The sequence below is a fragment of the Microcoleus sp. B4-C2 genome (genome assembly GCF_036705265.1).
Classification (GTDB): domain Bacteria; phylum Cyanobacteriota; class Cyanobacteriia; order Cyanobacteriales; family Microcoleaceae; genus Microcoleus.
On the sequence record NZ_JAUBUB010000029.1, the window covers coordinates 20,428 to 38,669 of the forward strand.

The 18,242-nt window shown below is 46.2% G+C and carries 12 protein-coding genes; 10 read left to right on the forward strand and 2 right to left on the reverse strand.

Features of this window, described 5'->3' with window-relative positions:
- The first annotated feature begins 43 nt into the window (after positions 1 to 43).
- A complete protein-coding gene (gene ruvB / locus QUB20_RS11445; protein ID WP_333245018.1) occupies positions 44 to 1,141 on the forward strand; it encodes a Holliday junction branch migration DNA helicase RuvB in 1,098 nt (365 codons plus the stop codon).
- Between the two features lie 135 nt (positions 1,142 to 1,276).
- Here ruvB and QUB20_RS11450 read toward each other — a convergent pair whose 3' ends face one another.
- A complete protein-coding gene (locus QUB20_RS11450; protein WP_333246172.1) occupies positions 1,277 to 2,608 on the reverse strand; it encodes a TAXI family TRAP transporter solute-binding subunit in 1,332 nt (443 codons plus the stop codon).
- 157 nt (positions 2,609 to 2,765) lie between these two features.
- Here QUB20_RS11450 and recN point away from each other — a divergent pair, with 157 nt between their 5' ends.
- The 9 genes from recN to QUB20_RS11495 all read left to right on the forward strand — a co-directional run bounded on the left by recN (position 2,766) and on the right by QUB20_RS11495 (position 16,754).
- A complete protein-coding gene (recN, locus tag QUB20_RS11455) occupies positions 2,766 to 4,520 on the forward strand; it encodes a DNA repair protein RecN (RefSeq protein ID WP_333246209.1) in 1,755 nt (584 codons plus the stop codon).
- 750 nt (positions 4,521 to 5,270) lie between these two features.
- Positions 5,271 to 6,521, forward strand: coding sequence for a transposase (locus tag QUB20_RS11460; RefSeq protein ID WP_333246175.1), 1,251 nt, complete (start codon positions 5,271 to 5,273; stop codon positions 6,519 to 6,521).
- Positions 6,522 to 6,656: 135 nt separating this feature from the next.
- Positions 6,657 to 9,839: a GAF domain-containing protein gene (locus tag QUB20_RS11465; protein WP_333246177.1), complete on the forward strand. Its 3,183-nt coding sequence runs from the start codon at positions 6,657 to 6,659 to the stop codon at positions 9,837 to 9,839.
- Between the two features lie 453 nt (positions 9,840 to 10,292).
- Positions 10,293 to 10,841: an inorganic pyrophosphatase gene (locus tag QUB20_RS11470; RefSeq protein ID WP_333053499.1), complete on the forward strand. Its 549-nt coding sequence runs from the start codon at positions 10,293 to 10,295 to the stop codon at positions 10,839 to 10,841.
- Between the two features lie 160 nt (positions 10,842 to 11,001).
- Complete coding sequence (locus tag QUB20_RS11475; RefSeq protein ID WP_333246179.1) at positions 11,002 to 12,309, forward strand: serine/threonine-protein kinase; 1,308 nt, start codon at positions 11,002 to 11,004, stop codon at positions 12,307 to 12,309.
- Positions 12,310 to 12,452: 143 nt separating this feature from the next.
- Positions 12,453 to 13,949 carry a serine/threonine-protein kinase gene (locus tag QUB20_RS11480; protein WP_333246181.1) on the forward strand — a complete coding sequence of 499 codons (1,497 nt, stop codon included), beginning with the start codon at positions 12,453 to 12,455 and terminating at the stop codon, positions 13,947 to 13,949.
- Positions 13,950 to 14,228: 279 nt separating this feature from the next.
- Complete coding sequence (locus QUB20_RS11485; protein WP_006634582.1) at positions 14,229 to 14,741, forward strand: inorganic diphosphatase; 513 nt, start codon at positions 14,229 to 14,231, stop codon at positions 14,739 to 14,741.
- Positions 14,742 to 15,258: 517 nt separating this feature from the next.
- Entirely contained in the window at positions 15,259 to 16,167 is a 909-nt protein-coding gene (locus tag QUB20_RS11490) for an MBL fold metallo-hydrolase (RefSeq protein WP_333053496.1), read from the forward strand.
- Positions 16,168 to 16,187: 20 nt separating this feature from the next.
- Entirely contained in the window at positions 16,188 to 16,754 is a 567-nt protein-coding gene (locus QUB20_RS11495) for a diheme cytochrome C (RefSeq protein WP_333246183.1), read from the forward strand.
- A gap of 112 nt (positions 16,755 to 16,866) precedes the next feature.
- Here QUB20_RS11495 and QUB20_RS11500 read toward each other — a convergent pair whose 3' ends face one another.
- Entirely contained in the window at positions 16,867 to 18,180 is a 1,314-nt protein-coding gene (locus QUB20_RS11500; RefSeq protein WP_333246185.1) for a hypothetical protein, read from the reverse strand.
- Positions 18,181 to 18,242: the final 62 nt, after the last annotated feature.

The window sequence follows — 18,242 nt, forward strand, 5'->3', positions numbered from 1 at the left end:
CTAACAATTGTAAACACTTCCCGCTGCGCGATCGCAAATAAATATGGCTATTATCTCCTCCAAACAACAGCCCCCCGACCCAAATCTACCCGAAGACATAGCCCCAGCCCGTCGCAAAAAAGCCGCCAAACCCCAGGCGGAATCTTTGCTAGAATCGCAAGAACTACCCGACGAAATCAACAGCAAACAAGACGACAAAATTCGACCCCAACGGCTAGCTGAATACATCGGGCAAAAAGACTTAAGAGAAGTTTTGGCGATCGCAATTGCAGCAGCCAAATCTCGCGGCGAACCTATGGATCACCTGTTACTCTACGGGCCGCCAGGGTTGGGAAAAACCACAATGTCGCTAATTCTAGCAGCAGAAATGGAAGTTGAATGCAAAATCACCACCGCCCCAGCGTTAGAAAAACCGCGAGATATTGTCGGATTGCTGATCAACCTCAAAGCAGGCGACGTGCTGTTTATCGACGAAATTCACCGCTTATCTAAAGTTACAGAAGAAATCCTCTATCCGGCGATGGAAGACTGTCGGTTAGATATTACGATCGGTCAAGGCAAAAGCGCCAAAATTCGCAGCATTCCCCTGAAACCATTTACCTTAGTAGGAGCAACCACAAAAGTCGGATCGCTGACATCTCCATTGCGCGATCGCTTCGGCTTGATTCAAAGATTGCGCTACTACGAAATAGACGAACTTAGTCTAATTGTCCAAAGAAGCGCCCAAGTTCTCGACACTCAAATCACCCCAGAAGGAGCCACAGAAATTGCCCGCCGAGCTCGCGGAACCCCCCGGATCGCTAACCGCTTGCTGCGGCGAGTTAGAGACTACAGCGAAGTCAAAAATTTAAAGCCAATTGATGCCGAAGTTGCCTCAGTGGCCCTCGAATTGTTCAACGTAGATCCGCTAGGTTTGGATTGGACTGATCGATGCCTTTTGACAGCAATGATCGAAAACTTTAACGGCGGCCCGGTTGGTTTAGAAACTCTCGCAGCATCCACAGGAGAAGACACTCAAACAATTGAGGATGTGTACGAACCGTACTTAATGCAAATCGGATTTTTGCAGCGCACAAGTCGGGGCAGAATTGCCACAGCCGCTGCTTGGAAACACTTAGGCTTCGTCGGCTCAAAGGAGTAGAAATTGCTGAATTACGCAGCCATTCAGTTTGTAGTTGCGCTTTAGGAGTTGAACTCAACTACAAACTTTGGGGCGCAAAGAGCGCAACTACTAACCTCCCGGCACTCAAGCCCAAGTGCCAACGAGGAATAGAAATTAAATCTCCCGCTCTTTGATAAGAGTGGCATCAGATTCTAAACCATTGGAAACAAAGTGCACATTCCGCAGCATTTTTTCTCGCTCGCTTGCAATCTTAATCGCAGTTTCCCAAGTAAAAGTAAAACCTTGAAAAGATTCAGAATCAATCCGATCTTCATCCAAGTCCACAATCACTTGATTAAAAATATTAAATAACTCTGCCTGCAACCGATCGATTTCTTCCAAAGCTTTCGCTTGGCGAATTTGTTGGATCAAACTTAAAATAGCCAAATTAAATTTATCAGCTCGATTTTTTTGTTTCTCCAACAAGCGCGATCGCAACTGCCAAAGCCAAGAAGCCAAAAGAGTGCCGATGGACAAAAACAAGCCAATAGCATCAGAATTAGCAGCAACAAAATCCGGCTTTTCGCGATCGTAATAAGCCTGAGCTCCCTCATGAACGGGCAAAGACAAACTCCCGCTGCCTCCCGGCTGACTAATCATAGCTCCCAGGGAATTAGCAGCTACCAAGTTGCGGCGGTGCTCGAACAAAATTCGCGTAATTTCCTTGACAATTATCGGATCTAGATCCTCCCCAGCCAGCAGATTAGCCTGCACTCCAACGCTGGGTAAATCCGCATCGGGAACAGCAGGCTCTGCCTTGTAAGTACCCTTGGGAATCACATCAGCTTCCAGATAAGGTACTTTAATTCTCATCGCAGATCCTTGGTCAATCGGCACCAACTTGCCACGGGTATTTTGCAACAAATCGCTAACAACATTGCTCCCCGGAGGTAGCACCCTAAAAATAGCATCAACCTCGCCGCTAGCAAACAACTTAGTAGCGTCATCCCAAGAGCCAGCAGTAAACTTAAAATCGCTTTCTTTCAAACCGTAATGTCGGCTGACTAACCAAAAAGAAGTATAAGAACCGCTGCCTTCAGCCATCAGCGCAATATTTTTTCCCTGCAAATCAGCAACATTTTGAATACCAGACTTTTCCGAAACAATTAAGTGAAAAACCTCATTAAACAAAGCAGCGACTACCCTCGCCGAAGGCACCGCCTCTGTATTGTTCTGCACGATCGCTAACTGCACCTCATTTGCCTCCAGCCAGCGCATATTTTCCTCAGCACCTTGACTCTCAATAACTCGAATTCGCAGACGCGGATTTTGTTTCGTAATTACCTCAGCAATTGCCTGCCCGAAAGGATAATAATTCCCGCTTTTCGCTCCAGTCGCCAGGGTTAATTCATAGACTCGCTGCTTGTCTTGGTGCAGATTCCACCCAAAAGCTCCAATCAAGACAACACTTAATAGAGCAATGGGAACCAGAAATTTATTTTGCATTAATGTTGAGACTCCATAGAACGTGGCAAAATCAAAAGTATTCTAATTAAAAATGAAAATTGGACTAGGGAAATTCGACGCGCCCGATAGTGGAGGAGCCAATGCCCGATGCCCGATGCCCGATGCCCAATTCCCAATTCCCAATTCCCCATCTTCCATGTTAATATCCCTCAGAATAGAAAACTTTGCCTTAATTGACTGCCTGGATCTAGAATTTGGCCCGAGTTTGAACGTATTTACAGGGGAAACCGGCGCTGGTAAATCGATTATCTTAGATGCGATCGATGCAGTGTTGGGCGGGAAAGTCGATCGCCGATCGATTCGCACCGGAGCAGCGCGGGCAATATTGGAAGCTACCTTTGAATTGGACAAAGCTTCCGCAAGATGGCTGGGCGAGCAAGAAATCGAACCCATAGACGGAAATTTAGCCGTTTGCAGCCGGGAAATTAACGCCTCTAGCGGTGCTCTGCGTAGCCGATCGCGCTTGAACGGAATTCTCGTCAACCGCCAGTTAATGGATCAACTGCGCGATCGGCTGGTCGAAATTACCGCCCAAGGCCAAACCGTCCACCTCGGACAAGAAACCCTCCAGCGAGAATGGCTCGATTTATACGGCGGCAAAAAGCTCACGGAAGCGCGATCGAGCATCACCTCCGCGTGGCTGGCAGCCAACAGCGCCAAAACCGCCCTCAAACGCAGGCGTCAGTCGGAACAGCAGCGACTGCAAAGACTTGATTTGTTAGAATACCAAGTCCGAGAACTCGGCGAAGCCCACATCGAAGACGCCGACGAACTCGAACAGCTAGAACACGAATCAATCCGGCTGAGCCACGTCGTCGAATTGCAGCAGCAGAGTTACCAAGTCCACCAAGCCCTGTACCAAAACGAGGGCGACAGCGCATCAGCCGCCGACTTGTTGAGCAAAGCCGAAGGAATTTTAAGCGACATGGCGGTTTACGATGTGCAGTTGCAACCAATCCTAGAAATGGTCAGCGATGCTTTAGCTCAAGCCACAGAAGCCAGCCGGCAAATTAGCAGCTACGGCGAACAATTAGAAGCAGATCCCGAAAGACTCGAAGAAGTAGAAGATCGGATTCGCGAACTCAAACAAATTTGTCGCAAATACGGGCCGCTCAAAGAAGCGATCGCCTACTATCAAAGCATCCAAAACGAACTGAACGAACTTTTAGAAGGAGGCGAGTCAATGGAAGCCTTAGAACTCGCATATCAGACCGCTTTAGAGCAATTAAAAGACGCTTGCAGCCACCTCACCACCCTGCGACGCGAAGCAGCCCTCAAACTAGAAACGCACCTCGTAGGAGAACTTAAGCCGTTAGCAATGGAAAAAGTGCAATTTCAAGTCGAGATATCGCCTTGTACCCCAACCGCTACCGGTGCCGACCAAATCGCCTTTTGTTTCAGCCCGAATCCGGGCGAACCATTGCAACCTCTGGGCGCGATCGCCTCCGGGGGAGAAATGAGCCGCTTTCTGCTGGCCATCAAAGCCTGTTTTTCCCAAATTGAAAGCGCCGGTACGCTGATTTTTGACGAAATCGACGCCGGAGTCTCCGGGAGAGTCGCTGGGGCGATCGCCAAAAAACTCTACCAACTCTCCGACAAACACCAAGTTCTCTGCGTCACCCACCAGCCGCTGATCGCCGCCATGGCTGATTGTCATTTTCGCGTCAACAAACAGACGATCGAAGCAGAACCAAGTATCGAGGAACCCGCAGCCAACTCCGAACCAGTCGAACGTACAGTAGTCAGAGTTGCCGCCCTCAACAGTGAGCAGCGGCGGGAAGAACTCGCCCAACTCGCCAGTGGCCGGTCAGCAACAGAAGCTATCGCCTTCGCCGAATCCCTGCTTGTCGAAGCCGCCGGATTGCGCCAAACTCAGTCCGCCAAACCCTGATGACACCCTCAAGCCGATCGGGGGGTTAAAAGGCGGAGTTTTTTCCGAGTCGGAGGTTACACTAAAAATGTCAACCGCAAATTTTACAAAAAAAAGCTGAAAACCCCGTGAATTTAGTGGGATGAAAGCTAAGAGCAGCAAAATAGAGAGAAATTCTAGTTAAAAACCACAATTGTGTAGAGAAGGGCACACATCACTAGCAACTGGTAGTGTCACAATTGCGGCTAGTCCCACAAGGCCACCCCTCTTTCAGCAGTCCTCCCGCCAGTACGCATTCATGTTACTGGGGGCGATCGGCTCAAAGATCGGCAGAACTTACTTAAACCAGGCACGCACAATGTCAAAATCAGTTAATAAACCTTTTAAACAAGATTCGCGCTCTCTAAAAAGATTGCAGCACTCCCACCGCCTCGTTACTCTCCCACCCTCCCTTGGGCAGCAAGGCCAACTGAATTGCCCTTGCCTTGTGGCCGGAGTTCTGTAAACTGGGAAATACTTTCACCAAAAAACGAGCGAGAAGCCCCGGGCTACCGACATGGGGAGGAAAGCGGCAGCGACGACCGTCGCCTAACATCTTTATCCTCAATTAATTCCTTCATAGCAGAAGATAGGCTACGACAGATTTGACCCCTGCTGTAGATCGATCTACAGCAGGGGTCAAATCATGAACATAAACAGAATTATATTGTTTATTTTTGACAGGATTAAATCCTACTATGATAGTATAATTTAACAAGGAGGAAAGAGAATATGTTTGGATGCCAACAAAATCTAATAAGTCCCAATACAGACTTAAAAGCAATTCTAGAATTCCTTTGTAGCGAGTCGTCAAAGTTGACGAACTGCGGAATATATTATGCTCGCCAAATGTACTTCAAGACAGGCCAGATACCGAGTAGGGCCCAGTTGCACAAAGTGCTTGGTACAGAAAACCAGAACTTGCATTACAAAGCATTTTATTCGGATACCGCGCAACAGATTTTAACTACCGTCGCTGAGTCTTTTAAATCCTACATTGGACTACTGAGAGGAATTGGCAAAGGCACTGTAACCCAAAGACCTAGATTACCGAATTATCGACAAGGCGGTCTAGCTTTAGTGACTTATACAGGTCGCTCTGTCCGGCTTAAGGATGGACTACTGAGATTCCCATTGGGCAGCAAGGTTAAAACTTGGTTCGGCTTGGATGCTTTCTATCTTCCTCGGCCTACCAATCTCGACTACAAAGCAATCAGAGAATATAGGATTCTACCTCGAAACGGTGCCTTCTATTTAGAGTTGATTTACAAACTGAAAGATGTCCAAGTAGAGGTAGACCAATCCAAGGTCTTGATGATCGACCACGGGATGAACAATTGGTTGACTTGTATCAGCAATGTGGGGACTAGCTTAATAATTGACGGACGACATCTGAAGTCCATCAATCAAGGATATAACAAGCGTGTTGCGTTTTTGATGTCAGGGAAAGCGAATGGTTACTGGTCAAAACGATTGGAGGGTTTAACTGAGAATCGCAATCGCACCATGCGGGATGCTGTCAACAAAGCAGCTCGAAAAGTAATAAATCATTGCTTGCTCAATAAAATTGGTACTGTAGTATTCGGCTGGAATGCTGTCATGAAAAATGGTATTAGTTTAGGAAATAAAACTAATCAAAATTTTGTTCAGATTCCAACTGGCAGGCTAAAATCCCGTATTGCTCAGTTATGCGAGCAGTACGGGATTCGGTTTGTGGAAACCGAAGAGTCGTATACGTCGAAGGCTTCCTTTATCGATCTTGATTTGCTACCTAAATTCTGCGAAAAACCAGAAGGGTGGCAACCTTGCGGTCAAAGAATTAAGCGCGGATTGTACCGTACTCTTGAAGGTTTGTTGATTAATGCTGATTGCAATGGGGCAGGCAATATCGGTAGAAAAGTAGCGGCAACTTTGGGGCTTTGTCTCAAAGAAGTCAGTAGAGGCGCATTGATAACGCCTTTGAAAGTCCCTTTATGGTCTTAGTCAAGAATCCCCCTGATTCATCAGTGGGGAGTATCAAACATACTTGAGTCTTGTGCGACAGGTGACTCACTAATCAACTTCCCGGCTCTCTTCGCTTAGAGACTAACCCTTACACTTAAGCTTCTGTAAAGGTCTATGAAATCTGCATCTTCCACCAATTACTCTTCTCTGGACAACGTGATTGATGTCGCTGTTGTCGGCGGTGAAAATCATCATCAGGAACATTATTCTCCCCCGGAAATTAGGAGCAGTGCAATTATCCCGCGCCAAGGAAACCTCTCTGGCATTCTCGACCTTCTAAATAAGCAAAGTTTCACAGTAGTAGTTAAGGAAGTAGAAGACAAACTTAAGGTTGTCAATCAAACCCTGGGAATGCTCGACAATATCCTGGAGAGCGAGGGATTTGACGCCATACTCAACGAGATGTTGCAGTCGATTACCCTCAAAACAGGGGAATTGCTGAATGCCGATCGCAGCACGATATTTTTATTAGACGACGAAAAAAATGAACTCTGGGCGATCGTCGCTAAAGACGAAAATGGCAAAAACCTAGAAATCCGAGTTCCGGCCCACGTGGGCATTGCAGGAGAAGTAGCCACGTTCCAAAAAGTGGTTAATATCCCTTACGATTTTTACAACGACGAACGATCGGCTAACGCCAAAAAAACTGATGAAAAAACGGGCTACCGCACTTATACAATGCTGGCAATGCCCCTGATTAATGAAGATACAAAAGAGTTAGTAGCAGTTGTTCAACTGATTAATAAACTAAGACCAAATCACGAAAAATACCCGACTTTAGACGAACAAATAGACAGGCACGGATTTACTAAAGAAGACGAACAAGTTTTTAAAGAATTTGCTCCCTCGATTCGCCTAATTCTAGAATCTTCCAAATCTTTCTACGCAGCAACTCAGAGACAACGAGCAGCAACGGCGCTGATGAATGCCGTCAACGCTCTTTCTCAGAGCAGTTTAGACTTAGAAGATACCCTAAAAAGGGTGATGGATCAAGCCCAAGAACTCATGAATGCCGATCGCAGCACCCTGTGGCTGATCGACGAAGAGAAAGACGAACTGTGGACTAAAATCCCGATGGGGGGCAACCTTAAAGAAATTCGCATACCCAGAACCGCAGGTTTTGCAGGCATCGTCGCCCAATCTAGCGAACCGCTGCTGATTCCCTTTGACGTGTACGACGACCCCCGCGCCGCCACTTCCAAAGAAGTAGATCAAAAGTCGGGCTACCGCACTTGCAGTATGCTTTGTATGCCCGTATTTAACTCGGACAAAAAATTGATTGGCGTCACCCAATTAGTTAATAAAAAACGACAAGGAGAATTCCCCCCCTACAACCCGGAAGATTGGCCTCACGCCCCGGAACAGTGGAAAGCGAGTTTCAATCGCAACGACATGGAATTTATGAAGGCGTTTAACATCCAAGCAGGAGTCGCGCTGCAAAACGCCAAACTGTTTGCCGAAGTCAAACAGCAAGAACAAAGACAAAAAGATATGCTGCACGCCTTGACTAACGGCGTGATTTCTACAGATAAAAAAGGCAATATAGTAGCGACCAATCCCAGTGCCAAAAAATTACTGGGTGTCAGCGATGCAGAATTAGGCGAAGGTCAATCTTTGCGCGAGTTAATTAAGTTAGAAAAAGGCGATTTTGCCAAATGGTTTGATGCGTCTTTGTCTCCCGAAGACGATAAGGATCGCCAGCAGTATTACCCCGATCAAGTTTTGCTTACTTTGGAAGGAGAGGGGCAGAGTATCAATCTCTCGATTAATTCAATGACTGACGCTACCGACCCCAACAAGGTAAACGGCGCGTTAGTCGTCATGGAAGATATTAGCAGCGCCAAGCAAATCAAAAACTTGATGTACCGTTACATGACGCCAGAAGTAGCCGAAGCTTTGTTAGCTTCAGGCGATACAGGATTGGGCGGTAAGCGCAAAAACGTTTCGGTGCTGTTCTCAGATATTCGCAGCTATACCACACTTACGGAAAAATTGCAAGCCGAAGAAGTGGTAGTGATGCTGAATAAATATTTTGAAGTGATGGTAGATGTCGTATTCGAGTACGGTGGGACTCTCGACAAATACATCGGTGACGCTCTGATGGCAGTTTTTGGCTCTCCAGCGCCCCTAGAGGATCATGCTTGGTGCGCGATGCAAACGGCGGTGAAAATGCGGGAAAAATTGGCCCAGTTTAATCAAGATCGTATGGCACATGGCGAACTGCCGATCGGCATTGGTATGGGCGTACATTCCGATGAAGTTGTCAGCGGCAACATCGGTAGTAGCAAACGCATGGAATTGACTTCGATCGGAGACGGCGTTAACCTCGCCTCTCGCTTAGAAGGCGCTAGCAAGCAGTACGGCACCGACTTGATCATCAGCGACAATACTTACAGAGATTATGCCGATCGGCTGTACGTGCGAGAACTCGACTTTATTACTGTCAAAGGCAAAAGCGAACCTGTAATCGTTTACGAACTCGTCGGCATCCGCGAGGGATACTCGCCAGTGGGCAAGTCACTAACCGAAACACAGCAACAAATTATAGAACATTACACGAAGGGGCGCGAACATTACAAATCTCCAGTCAGCCAAAGACTCTCAGAAAGTGAGGTGAAAAACATCTTAAAGGATGTCGCCGAAATGCCGGAGGCAGAGATTAAGAAACTTTCCTACAATTTAGAGCAACAGTTGGAACACGAACTCAAAAACCTGTTATATCAACTGAAAAAGCTGTCAGAGTACGACCCGAAAAACCTGTCCGAATCAGACAAACTCATCGTGCTGTTGCAGCCAGAAATCCAACTGCTGAAATTGGAAGGCATCAAAAACCTCTCGGAAGACGAAGCCAAAATGCTGCTGCAAGCAAAAATCAAGCCCCTATCAGCAGACGATATTAAATACTTGCAAGAAGGCGAAGTCAAAAAGCTGTTGGAAGCAGACATCTTAGAACCATCAAATCCCCAAATCAAGCGGTTGAAACCAGGAGAGATCAGGCAGCTATTGCAGGCGAAAATTAAAAGTCGAGCCTGCGAGACAGTTGCAGAAATGTTAGATGAGGAATTTGAAAACCTGGGACTCGATCGAGTGAAAAAACTGCTGAGCGAGTTTAAGAAAGCCTTAGAACCAAAAGCCAAGCAAGCCTTTAAAGACGCTGAACGCGAATTTAACGCCGTTCTGGAAGTTGACCCGAAAAACAAGGCAGCTAAATTGCACGTCGATCGCTGTATGTTATTTCAACATGGGTTTTCAGACGTACTCAACTGGGATGGTGTGTGGAATCTCACAGAAAAATAGCAGTAGCCCACAGCAAATGCGGGCGGTAGCGTCAAGGTTCGGGGCGGGGGCGATCGCGATCGGGGGTGCGCCTCCCATCCCACCACCAATTAACCTTAATATCCTATTGAGATAATTGTAAATAAGCTCCAACAGGTATTATGGTTATATAACGGGATTTGAATTTGCAAGCGAGATGCGGGGGTTTCGCCCTACGTGTTTCGTTCGCACTACCTACGGCAACAAACTTAGCACTTCTATTATTTGAAGCGCTTAAAAATAGTTATGACTGGCGGCAGCGTTACCCGGTTTCTGAGAAAAATCTTGGAGAAAGGCGACGAAACATCCGCTCAAAAACCGGGTTTATCACCCCGTCCGCCTAAGTCTTAATAGCGTTAGTGGCTCCTAAAAAGAGCTTCCTTCGCAGATAGTCAATGTTCTAGTCTTAGATATAGAAAACCACTAGCGTCAGTTATGAATAATTGGAATTCGCAATCGGGAGATGTTGAGTGGGTAGATCAGGTTTACCAACTATTGCTGGAGATTGCTCGGAGCTCCCTGTCAGATATCCCCAGAATCCCGGAAAATATCACTGTTAAGGCTATTCCTCTGATCCAGAAGGTACAAACCATTCAACAAAGACCTGACGGGCAAGTGTTCAAATCAGGTTCCTTTTCAGTAAACGATCACGAATGGGTCGATCGAGTCTGTCAACTATTGGTAGAACTAACCAGCGCGTCTTTGTCCGAACAGCCCAAAATGCCGGAAAACCTGGCAGGCCGATCTTTAGCCCTCGCCGATCGAGCACAAAAAATTAAAGAAGACATCGAAGAAAATGCAGCCCAAACCCCAGCAGATGAAGAGGACAATTCCTTACAGTCTCCAGACGCGCTGCTTTCCCTCTTGCACCACAGTTTGAAAACTCAGCGCGCCAAAAGCTACAACCCCGATGCCCCCGAATGGCAGCAAGTCTTGAGCCTGCTCGACGTAGTGCAGTCAATTTACAAGCAAATCCAAAATTAAATTCCAGCTTAACTCAGGCGCTTCTTGATTGTGCGAGAAAGCTGGCTTTTAAAGGCGGTTGCTATTTGACATAAAATTTTTTTTGCCCTAGCCCAAACATTTCCGATTATTGCACTTTTGTCAACTACACTAGGTTTAATCGGTTCTAGGGCAAGAGAAGATGAGCGGAGAAAACATCGGCGATTTGTCAAAAGAAATATTAGCCGATCGCTATCAGTGCGATCGGCGGCTCGGCAAGCAAGCAGGAAGGCAAACCTTACTCGCCCGCGACTTAAAAACCCAACAGCAAGTAGTAGTCAAACTCCTCTCCTTCAGCAGCGACTTTAACTGGGAAGACTTAAAACTGTTCCAGCGAGAAGTCGAAACCTTAAAATCCCTATCCCATCCCGCAATTCCCCGATATCTCGACTCCTTTGAAATCGACACGCCCAAGCGCAAAGGATTCGCCCTAGTTCAGACTTACATCGCAGCCAAATCCCTACAAGAATATCTCTCAGACGGCCGCACCTTCAGCGAAAGAGAAGTCAAACAATTAGCCACAGCATTATTAGACATCCTCGCCTATCTGCACCAGCGACAGCCCCCCGTCATTCACCGCGACATTAAACCCAGCAATATTTTACTCAAGAATCGATCGGGAAACAGCGTCGGCGAAGTTTACCTAGTCGATTTCGGTGCAGTTCAAACCCTAGCCACGCAACAAGGGAAAACAGTCACCGTTGTTGGAACTTATGGCTATATGCCGCCCGAACAATTTGGCGGGAGAGCAGTTCCAGCTTCCGACTTGTACAGCTTGGGAGCCACCTTAATCGCCTTAATCACCAAGCAGCATCCAGCCGATTTGCCACAGCAAGATTTGCAGATCGAATTCGAGCAATTCACCCAACTGAGTTTCGGTTTTACCAATTGGCTGAAGTGGATGACGCATCCCAGTTTAGAATGCCGTCCCGCCTCAGTCCAAATAGCTAAAGAAGTTCTAGAAAAACCACAGGAAATAAATAAATATTCCCAGACATTGAGACTGGGAAAAACGCTAGATACCTCTAGGTTGTTCAAGAATGCGATCGGGCGCAGCACTTGGATGGGCACTCTAGGTGTAGGAGCTTGTGCAGCAATTTACGGCACCTTTCTTTTGCCGGTAGTGGCGACAATTCTCGGAGGATTTATCGGTCTTTTTCTGGGCTTGCTGCTGGGGTTGGGAAACGGAATAATCGTAGGAATTGTGACCCGCTTGTGGTTTTTTCCCCTAACTAATCCCAAACTTCACCGACAGGTTTTAACTGCAATTAGTATTGTACTCTGTACCTCGATAAGCATCGTCTACTTTCGGATAATGGGTTGGAATAAGCTAAACGACTTGAGTGTTGAGATTATTTTCTTGCTAGCACCGTCGCTAATTGCAGGACTGTCAATGGGGGCAAGTAGCAAGTCTATTGCCCGGTGGTATCAAAAAGAAAGTGGACTCTAATCTAAAATTTACAGTTCTGGACGCACTCCGACTCCTAGAAACCGGGTTTTTACGAAAAGACGCGTTAGAACCGCCAGACTCGCTAAAAAACCCGGTTTCTGAACCCCGACGCTCCCCTCACACTCAAATTCATGTAAAAAAATATGACCAGCAAAATATTAGCAGAACGCTACGAAGTGCAGCGGCAACTAGGAAAACAAACTGGTCGCCAAACGCTGCTAGCTCGTGACTTACAAACTCACGAATTAGTTGTTATCAAACAGCTATTCCTCGGCAGCGATTTTGAATGGCAAGACCTCAAGCTATTTGAACGGGAAGCGGAAACTTTAAAAGCACTTTCTCACCCAGCAATTCCGCGCTACCTCGACTACCTGGAAATTGACGAACTAAACAGTAAAAGCTTTGCGCTGGTACAGACTTATGTAGAGGGAAAAACTTTGCAAGAGCATTTGCGATCGGGGCGTACTTTTAGCGAAAGCGAGGTGAAACAATTAGCTAAATCGCTGTTAGCAATTTTGAATTACTTGCACAAGCAAAATCCGCCTGTTATTCACCGTGACATTAAACCCAGTAATATTTTACTGCACAGCAGATCGGGTAACTCGGTCGGACAAGTTTATTTAGTTGATTTCGGTTCGGTGCAGAACCAAGCTGCAAAATTTGGCGGCACAATTACAGTAGTGGGAACTTACGGGTATATGGCACCCGAACAATTTGGCGGGCGCTCGGTTCCGGCTTCTGACCTCTACGGTTTAGGTGCAACTTTAATTTATTTGGTAACGGGTTTGCATCCCACCGAACTGTCGCAGCAGGATTTGAAAATTCAATTTGCCGATCGGGTACCGCAGCTCAATCCTAATTTAATAGATTGGCTGGAGTGGATGACAGAACCAAGTTTTTCCAAACGGTTATCTTCGGCTAGGGAAGCATGGCGAGGGCTTAAAAATCCCCGCCCGATCAACAAAAATCCTATGGTGGTGCTGCAGCCACAAGGCAGCGATATTAAACTTACAAAAAAATCGGAATTTATAGAAATTGTAATTCCGCCCAAAGGCATCGGTTTTGGTTTAATTGCCACGCTTTCGGCTCTGGTATCTGCGAGTCCTGTCTCATTTATAGCAAGGGATATGTTGAGCGATGCGTTAAAGATAAATTCCCAATTTTTTATAATAATATCAGGAAGTTTGTTATGTATGGCAGGACTAAAGTTGATATTTGCACTATTTCGGGAAAGGCGTCTCAGAATCGATCGGCAGCAAATCTCCCAGACAAGCAATCTGCTGGGGTTGAGATGGAATCATGCCAAGCCATCTCCCAGGAAGGAGATTGGCCAGTTGAAAATTCAACAACGTGAATATAGAAACAGCGGTATTGGTGTAAAAGTTATGATTTTTGCTTTATCAATAGCTACAGGGTTATATAAAACGGCATCATTACTTATGCAGAAGAGCTACTCGGAAGTGAGATTAGGGAAAGTCTATCAGATGATAGTTCAAGCAGGCAACCACAAATATCAGTTAGGAGAGAAGGAGGGACTAAGTGAATCAGAAATCAAGTGGTTAGCAACAGAACTGAGCCAGTGGTTGGGTTTGAAAATTAAAATAATTTTGACAGACGGTAAACAGAATAAATGGTTCTGAAAATATCTCCTTTGCCAAAACAAAGCTTTGCGCCCTCAACCTGTGGGATGGGCGTCCCGCCCGTACCTCTCAAATTGTGGGATGGGCGTCCCGCCCGTCCACTCTCTCTTGTGTGGGATGGGCGTCTCGCCCCTCCAGTGTATTCTCCCCGCGGGCGACACACTCGTCCGCTTTCGGTCAATCTCATGCAGCATCGAGCCCGATCGCCCGTAAAATGCTATCAAAGGGATTTGGCAAGTAGCACTCATCCCAATCATCTGTTAACTTGGAGATATTGTTGTGGACTTATCGCTAATTCCGGCACAGCCGAAACCAGGACTGCTCAACGTCCTCATCGAAATTACCGCCGGTAGCAAAAACAAGTACGAATTTGATAAAGACTTGCAAGCCTTTGCTCTCGATCGGGTGCTTTCTTCCTCAGTCCAATATCCGTGCGACTACGGCTTCATACCCAATACCTTAGCCGATGATGGCGACCCCCTCGACGGCATGGTGATGATGGATGAGCCCACATTTCCAGGGTGCATAATCGCAGCCCGTCCGATCGGAATGCTGGAAATGATCGACGGAGGCGACAGGGACGAAAAACTTTTGTGCGTTCCCGACAAAGACCCCCGCTACGCTCACTATAAGTCCCTCAAAGACGTAGCCCCCCACCGCTTGGACGAAATAGCCGAATTTTTTAGAACCTACAAAAATTTGGAGAAAAAAGTCACGGAAATTCTGGGTTGGCAAGATGTCGATCAAGTCATGCCCTTAGTGGAAAAGTGCATCGCAGCCGATCGCAAATAAGCCCCTAGCCCGCACTCCTCGACTGCAACCCGACTAAAAACTCAGGGGGCCGAACATAAGGCGATCGCTGCACGTCTAGGGATGCAGTCGAGGAACGGGTAGCTAGAATGTCAAATCAGTCGTGAATGCCGACTCACCGGAACAGCATTCCTCAAAACCGCGCCCCGCCCCCAATCTTGAAAAAAATACTACTCCTAGAGTAAGATGAAGCGCAAATTCTACCCCAGAGGAATGCGTTCTACGTTTGAGGAAGTTTTACCCTAACACTTAGAGCGATCGGCGCTATCTTAATCTCAGAACACAGAACACGGCGGGCTGCCCGGATGATGCAACAAATCATCTCTCAAGCGTGACATCTCCTACACGAATCGGTAAGGTTGAGAATTCTAACAGCCCAAGTATTAGGCACTCGAATAGTTTCCCGATCGAGGGCTTTATTATAGTACAGATTGCTAAAAACTAAAAAGTAAAAACTAAGATTTCAACTCCCAAGTTCCAGCCCCCAAAACTAAAAAAAATGCCAGATTCCGCACCCTCTCTACCCAATCCACAGCCTTCCGATCGCCAAGCCACTATGGAAAATAGTCCTTTGACCGAGTTTGTCGTTCAGTTTTGGGGCGTGCGGGGCAGCATCGCCACCCCCGGCAGCAAAACACTTCGCTACGGAGGGAACACCTCCTGTGTAGAAATGCGCTTGGGCAAAAAACGCCTGATTTTTGACGGCGGTACGGGCCTGCGAGTTCTGGGCCTCAATCTGCTGCGGCAAATGCCGGTGGAAGCCCATATGTTTTTCAGCCACACTCACTGGGATCACATTCAAGGCTTTCCGTTCTTTACTCCCGCCTTTATCCCAGGGAACTGTTTTCACATTTACGGTGCGATCGCCCCCAACGGCACTACAATCAAACACCGTCTTGCCGACCAAATGGTGCACCCCAATTTTCCCGTCCCCATCCAGGTGATGCAGTCAGACCTCAAATTCAACGATTTGACCCCTGGGGATATTATCGAACTCGACGATGTGAAAATAGAAACGGCACTGCTGAACCATCCCAACACCGCGATCGGATATCGAGTCACTTGGGAGGGACACACAGCCGTCTACTGCACCGATACAGAACATTTTCCCGATCGGCTGGACGACAACGTGTTACACCTTGCTCGCAACGCCGACGTGCTGATTTACGACGCCAACTACACCAACGAAGAGTATTATGACTTCAAAACCCCAAAAGTCGGCTGGGGACACTCGACTTGGCAAGCAGGAGTAGAAATAGCCAAAGCTGCTGGAGTCAAAAAAATCGTGATGTTTCACCACGATCCGGGTCACGACGACAATTTTCTCGATCGTACAGAAGCAGAGGTGCAGGCAGCGTTCGCCAATAGCTGCTTAGCCCGCGAAGGCATGAGCATACCAGTAATTTAACCAAAAATAAATTCAGAATTATGAAACAGGAAAAACCCCGCAAACGTCGCAGAGTAGGCTTGCGGGGGCTTTACTCAACTTTGCTAGTGTTGATAATTATCTGCTGTACCTGCGGCGGATGGGTTGCAGCTCAGACTGCCTATTCTCGCACTCCCGCGCGACTTGCTCAGGTTTCTTCGATCGAGGATACTGGTACGGTCGATCGTATCCCCGAACGCTACCAACTCGGACAGCAACTGTACCTAGAAAACTGCGCCACCTGTCACATCGCTTTACCGCCGCAAGTATTACCTACAGAAACTTGGCGCAGATTGCTGCAAGATTCCCAACACTACGGACAAACCCTCAAACTGCTAGTAGACCCGCCTCGCCTGCTAGTCTGGAACTACCTGCAAACTTTTTCCCGTCCCCAAGCCAAAGACGAAGAAATCGCCTACCGAGTCGCCAGTTCTCGCTATTTCAAAGCTTTGCACCCCAAAGTCAAAATGTCACAACCCGCAAATATCAGCAGTTGCGTTACTTGTCACCCCGGCGCGTCTCAATACAATTTCCGCAAGCTTACCGCCGAATGGGAAAACTCTCCGTAGCGAACACAGGACTTACCCACAAACTCTTGAGTAGGGGCGTTATGCGGGCTCATTGAGTCGTGGGTGTATCCCGCGAAAGCGGATGAGGAGATTTTTTGATTAGTTAGCTGACTTAGCATTCATCTTCCATCACAGTTTTCTTGAAATTTGGGTAACGGTTCAAGTCGAATTCCTGTCCGTGTAATTGAAAAAGCTTTTTCTTGATTTCTTTGTGTTCTTCTTTTGCTTTTCGACGCCCATACACCTGATCATTTTGTTCAATTCGCTCAATCAAAAACACTATTGCCTCTTTATCAAAGAATTCAAGGTAAGGAGATATGGCTTCCTGAAATCGATAGTCTGCCTCATCAAATCTTCTGCTAGCACAGTAATAACTAGATAGTATGCGACAAAATAAATGTTGCCACTCTTCTGTATCAGGTGTCTCAAGCAAAAATTTTAATTGTCCCTTCCTAAAATAGAAGTCAATATCGTTTTCTATTAAAGATAAGATGTCTTCATAGTGTACCTGTAAATTCTCCTTTACAAACCATCCACAGATTTTGCTTGTCTGAGTAGTTTCAACATTATGCTGTATTTTAAGTTTCGCATCTACATTAAGAAGAGCATAAATTTTAGGATTTTTTGACAGATAAAATACTAAATAATCCAAAATGAGCGGAATCAATGAAACATTACTATAATAGTCTTGATCTCCTCTTATTAGGTTGAGAATAGTTTCGGCATTCCGATTTCCGATTACCTCAAGTGTTTGCAAATTGATATCTCTGTTTTTTGTGCAATCTTCGTTGTCCAGCTTAAATACAAACTTCCACAAACTTCTATAAATAGAAAGTTGAACTTCAGGTTTAAGTCTACTTAAATATCGACTTTCTACATATTTTTTTACTTTTTCTCTAGTATTAAGTGCTGGCGCTGCTTCCGCAATATTCTCTAAAAGTTCCTCAATTATTTTTTTCGTGTAGAAAGGTGGCTTTATAAGCAAATCCTCCAGAGTATTTCTAATCAGCGCCCTCACCGTTTCTTTGTTAGGTGTATGTAATTGTCTATCTGAGTCTAATATAGGGTGAGCGGATAGATGGCGTTGCTGTTGAAGATATACCAGATTTGCATATTCTGAGTGATCCAACAGATTTGTATTTTCATGGGTATGCTGAATCAGTTCAAATTCCCAAGAGGGTGATTTTGGATTATCCTTTTGTGATTTTGTAATGCCATCAAGAATTGATTTCGCGCCTGAATCTTCATATAAATCAACAAGATATTCAAGTTTATAAACTATGTCACAAACAGCGACAGACCAAAGCATTACCACTGCGGAACGATAGTTGCCATTGTGGTACGAAGATAGAACTTCTTGAAAATAATCTTTTGTCTTTCCGTAATGTATTTTTTCGGAAAGATTTTCTAAAGAGAATTCTAACATTACAAATAATTTCCTCAATTATAGCTTTCTGGTGAAACAGCTAATAGCATTTCACATTTTCT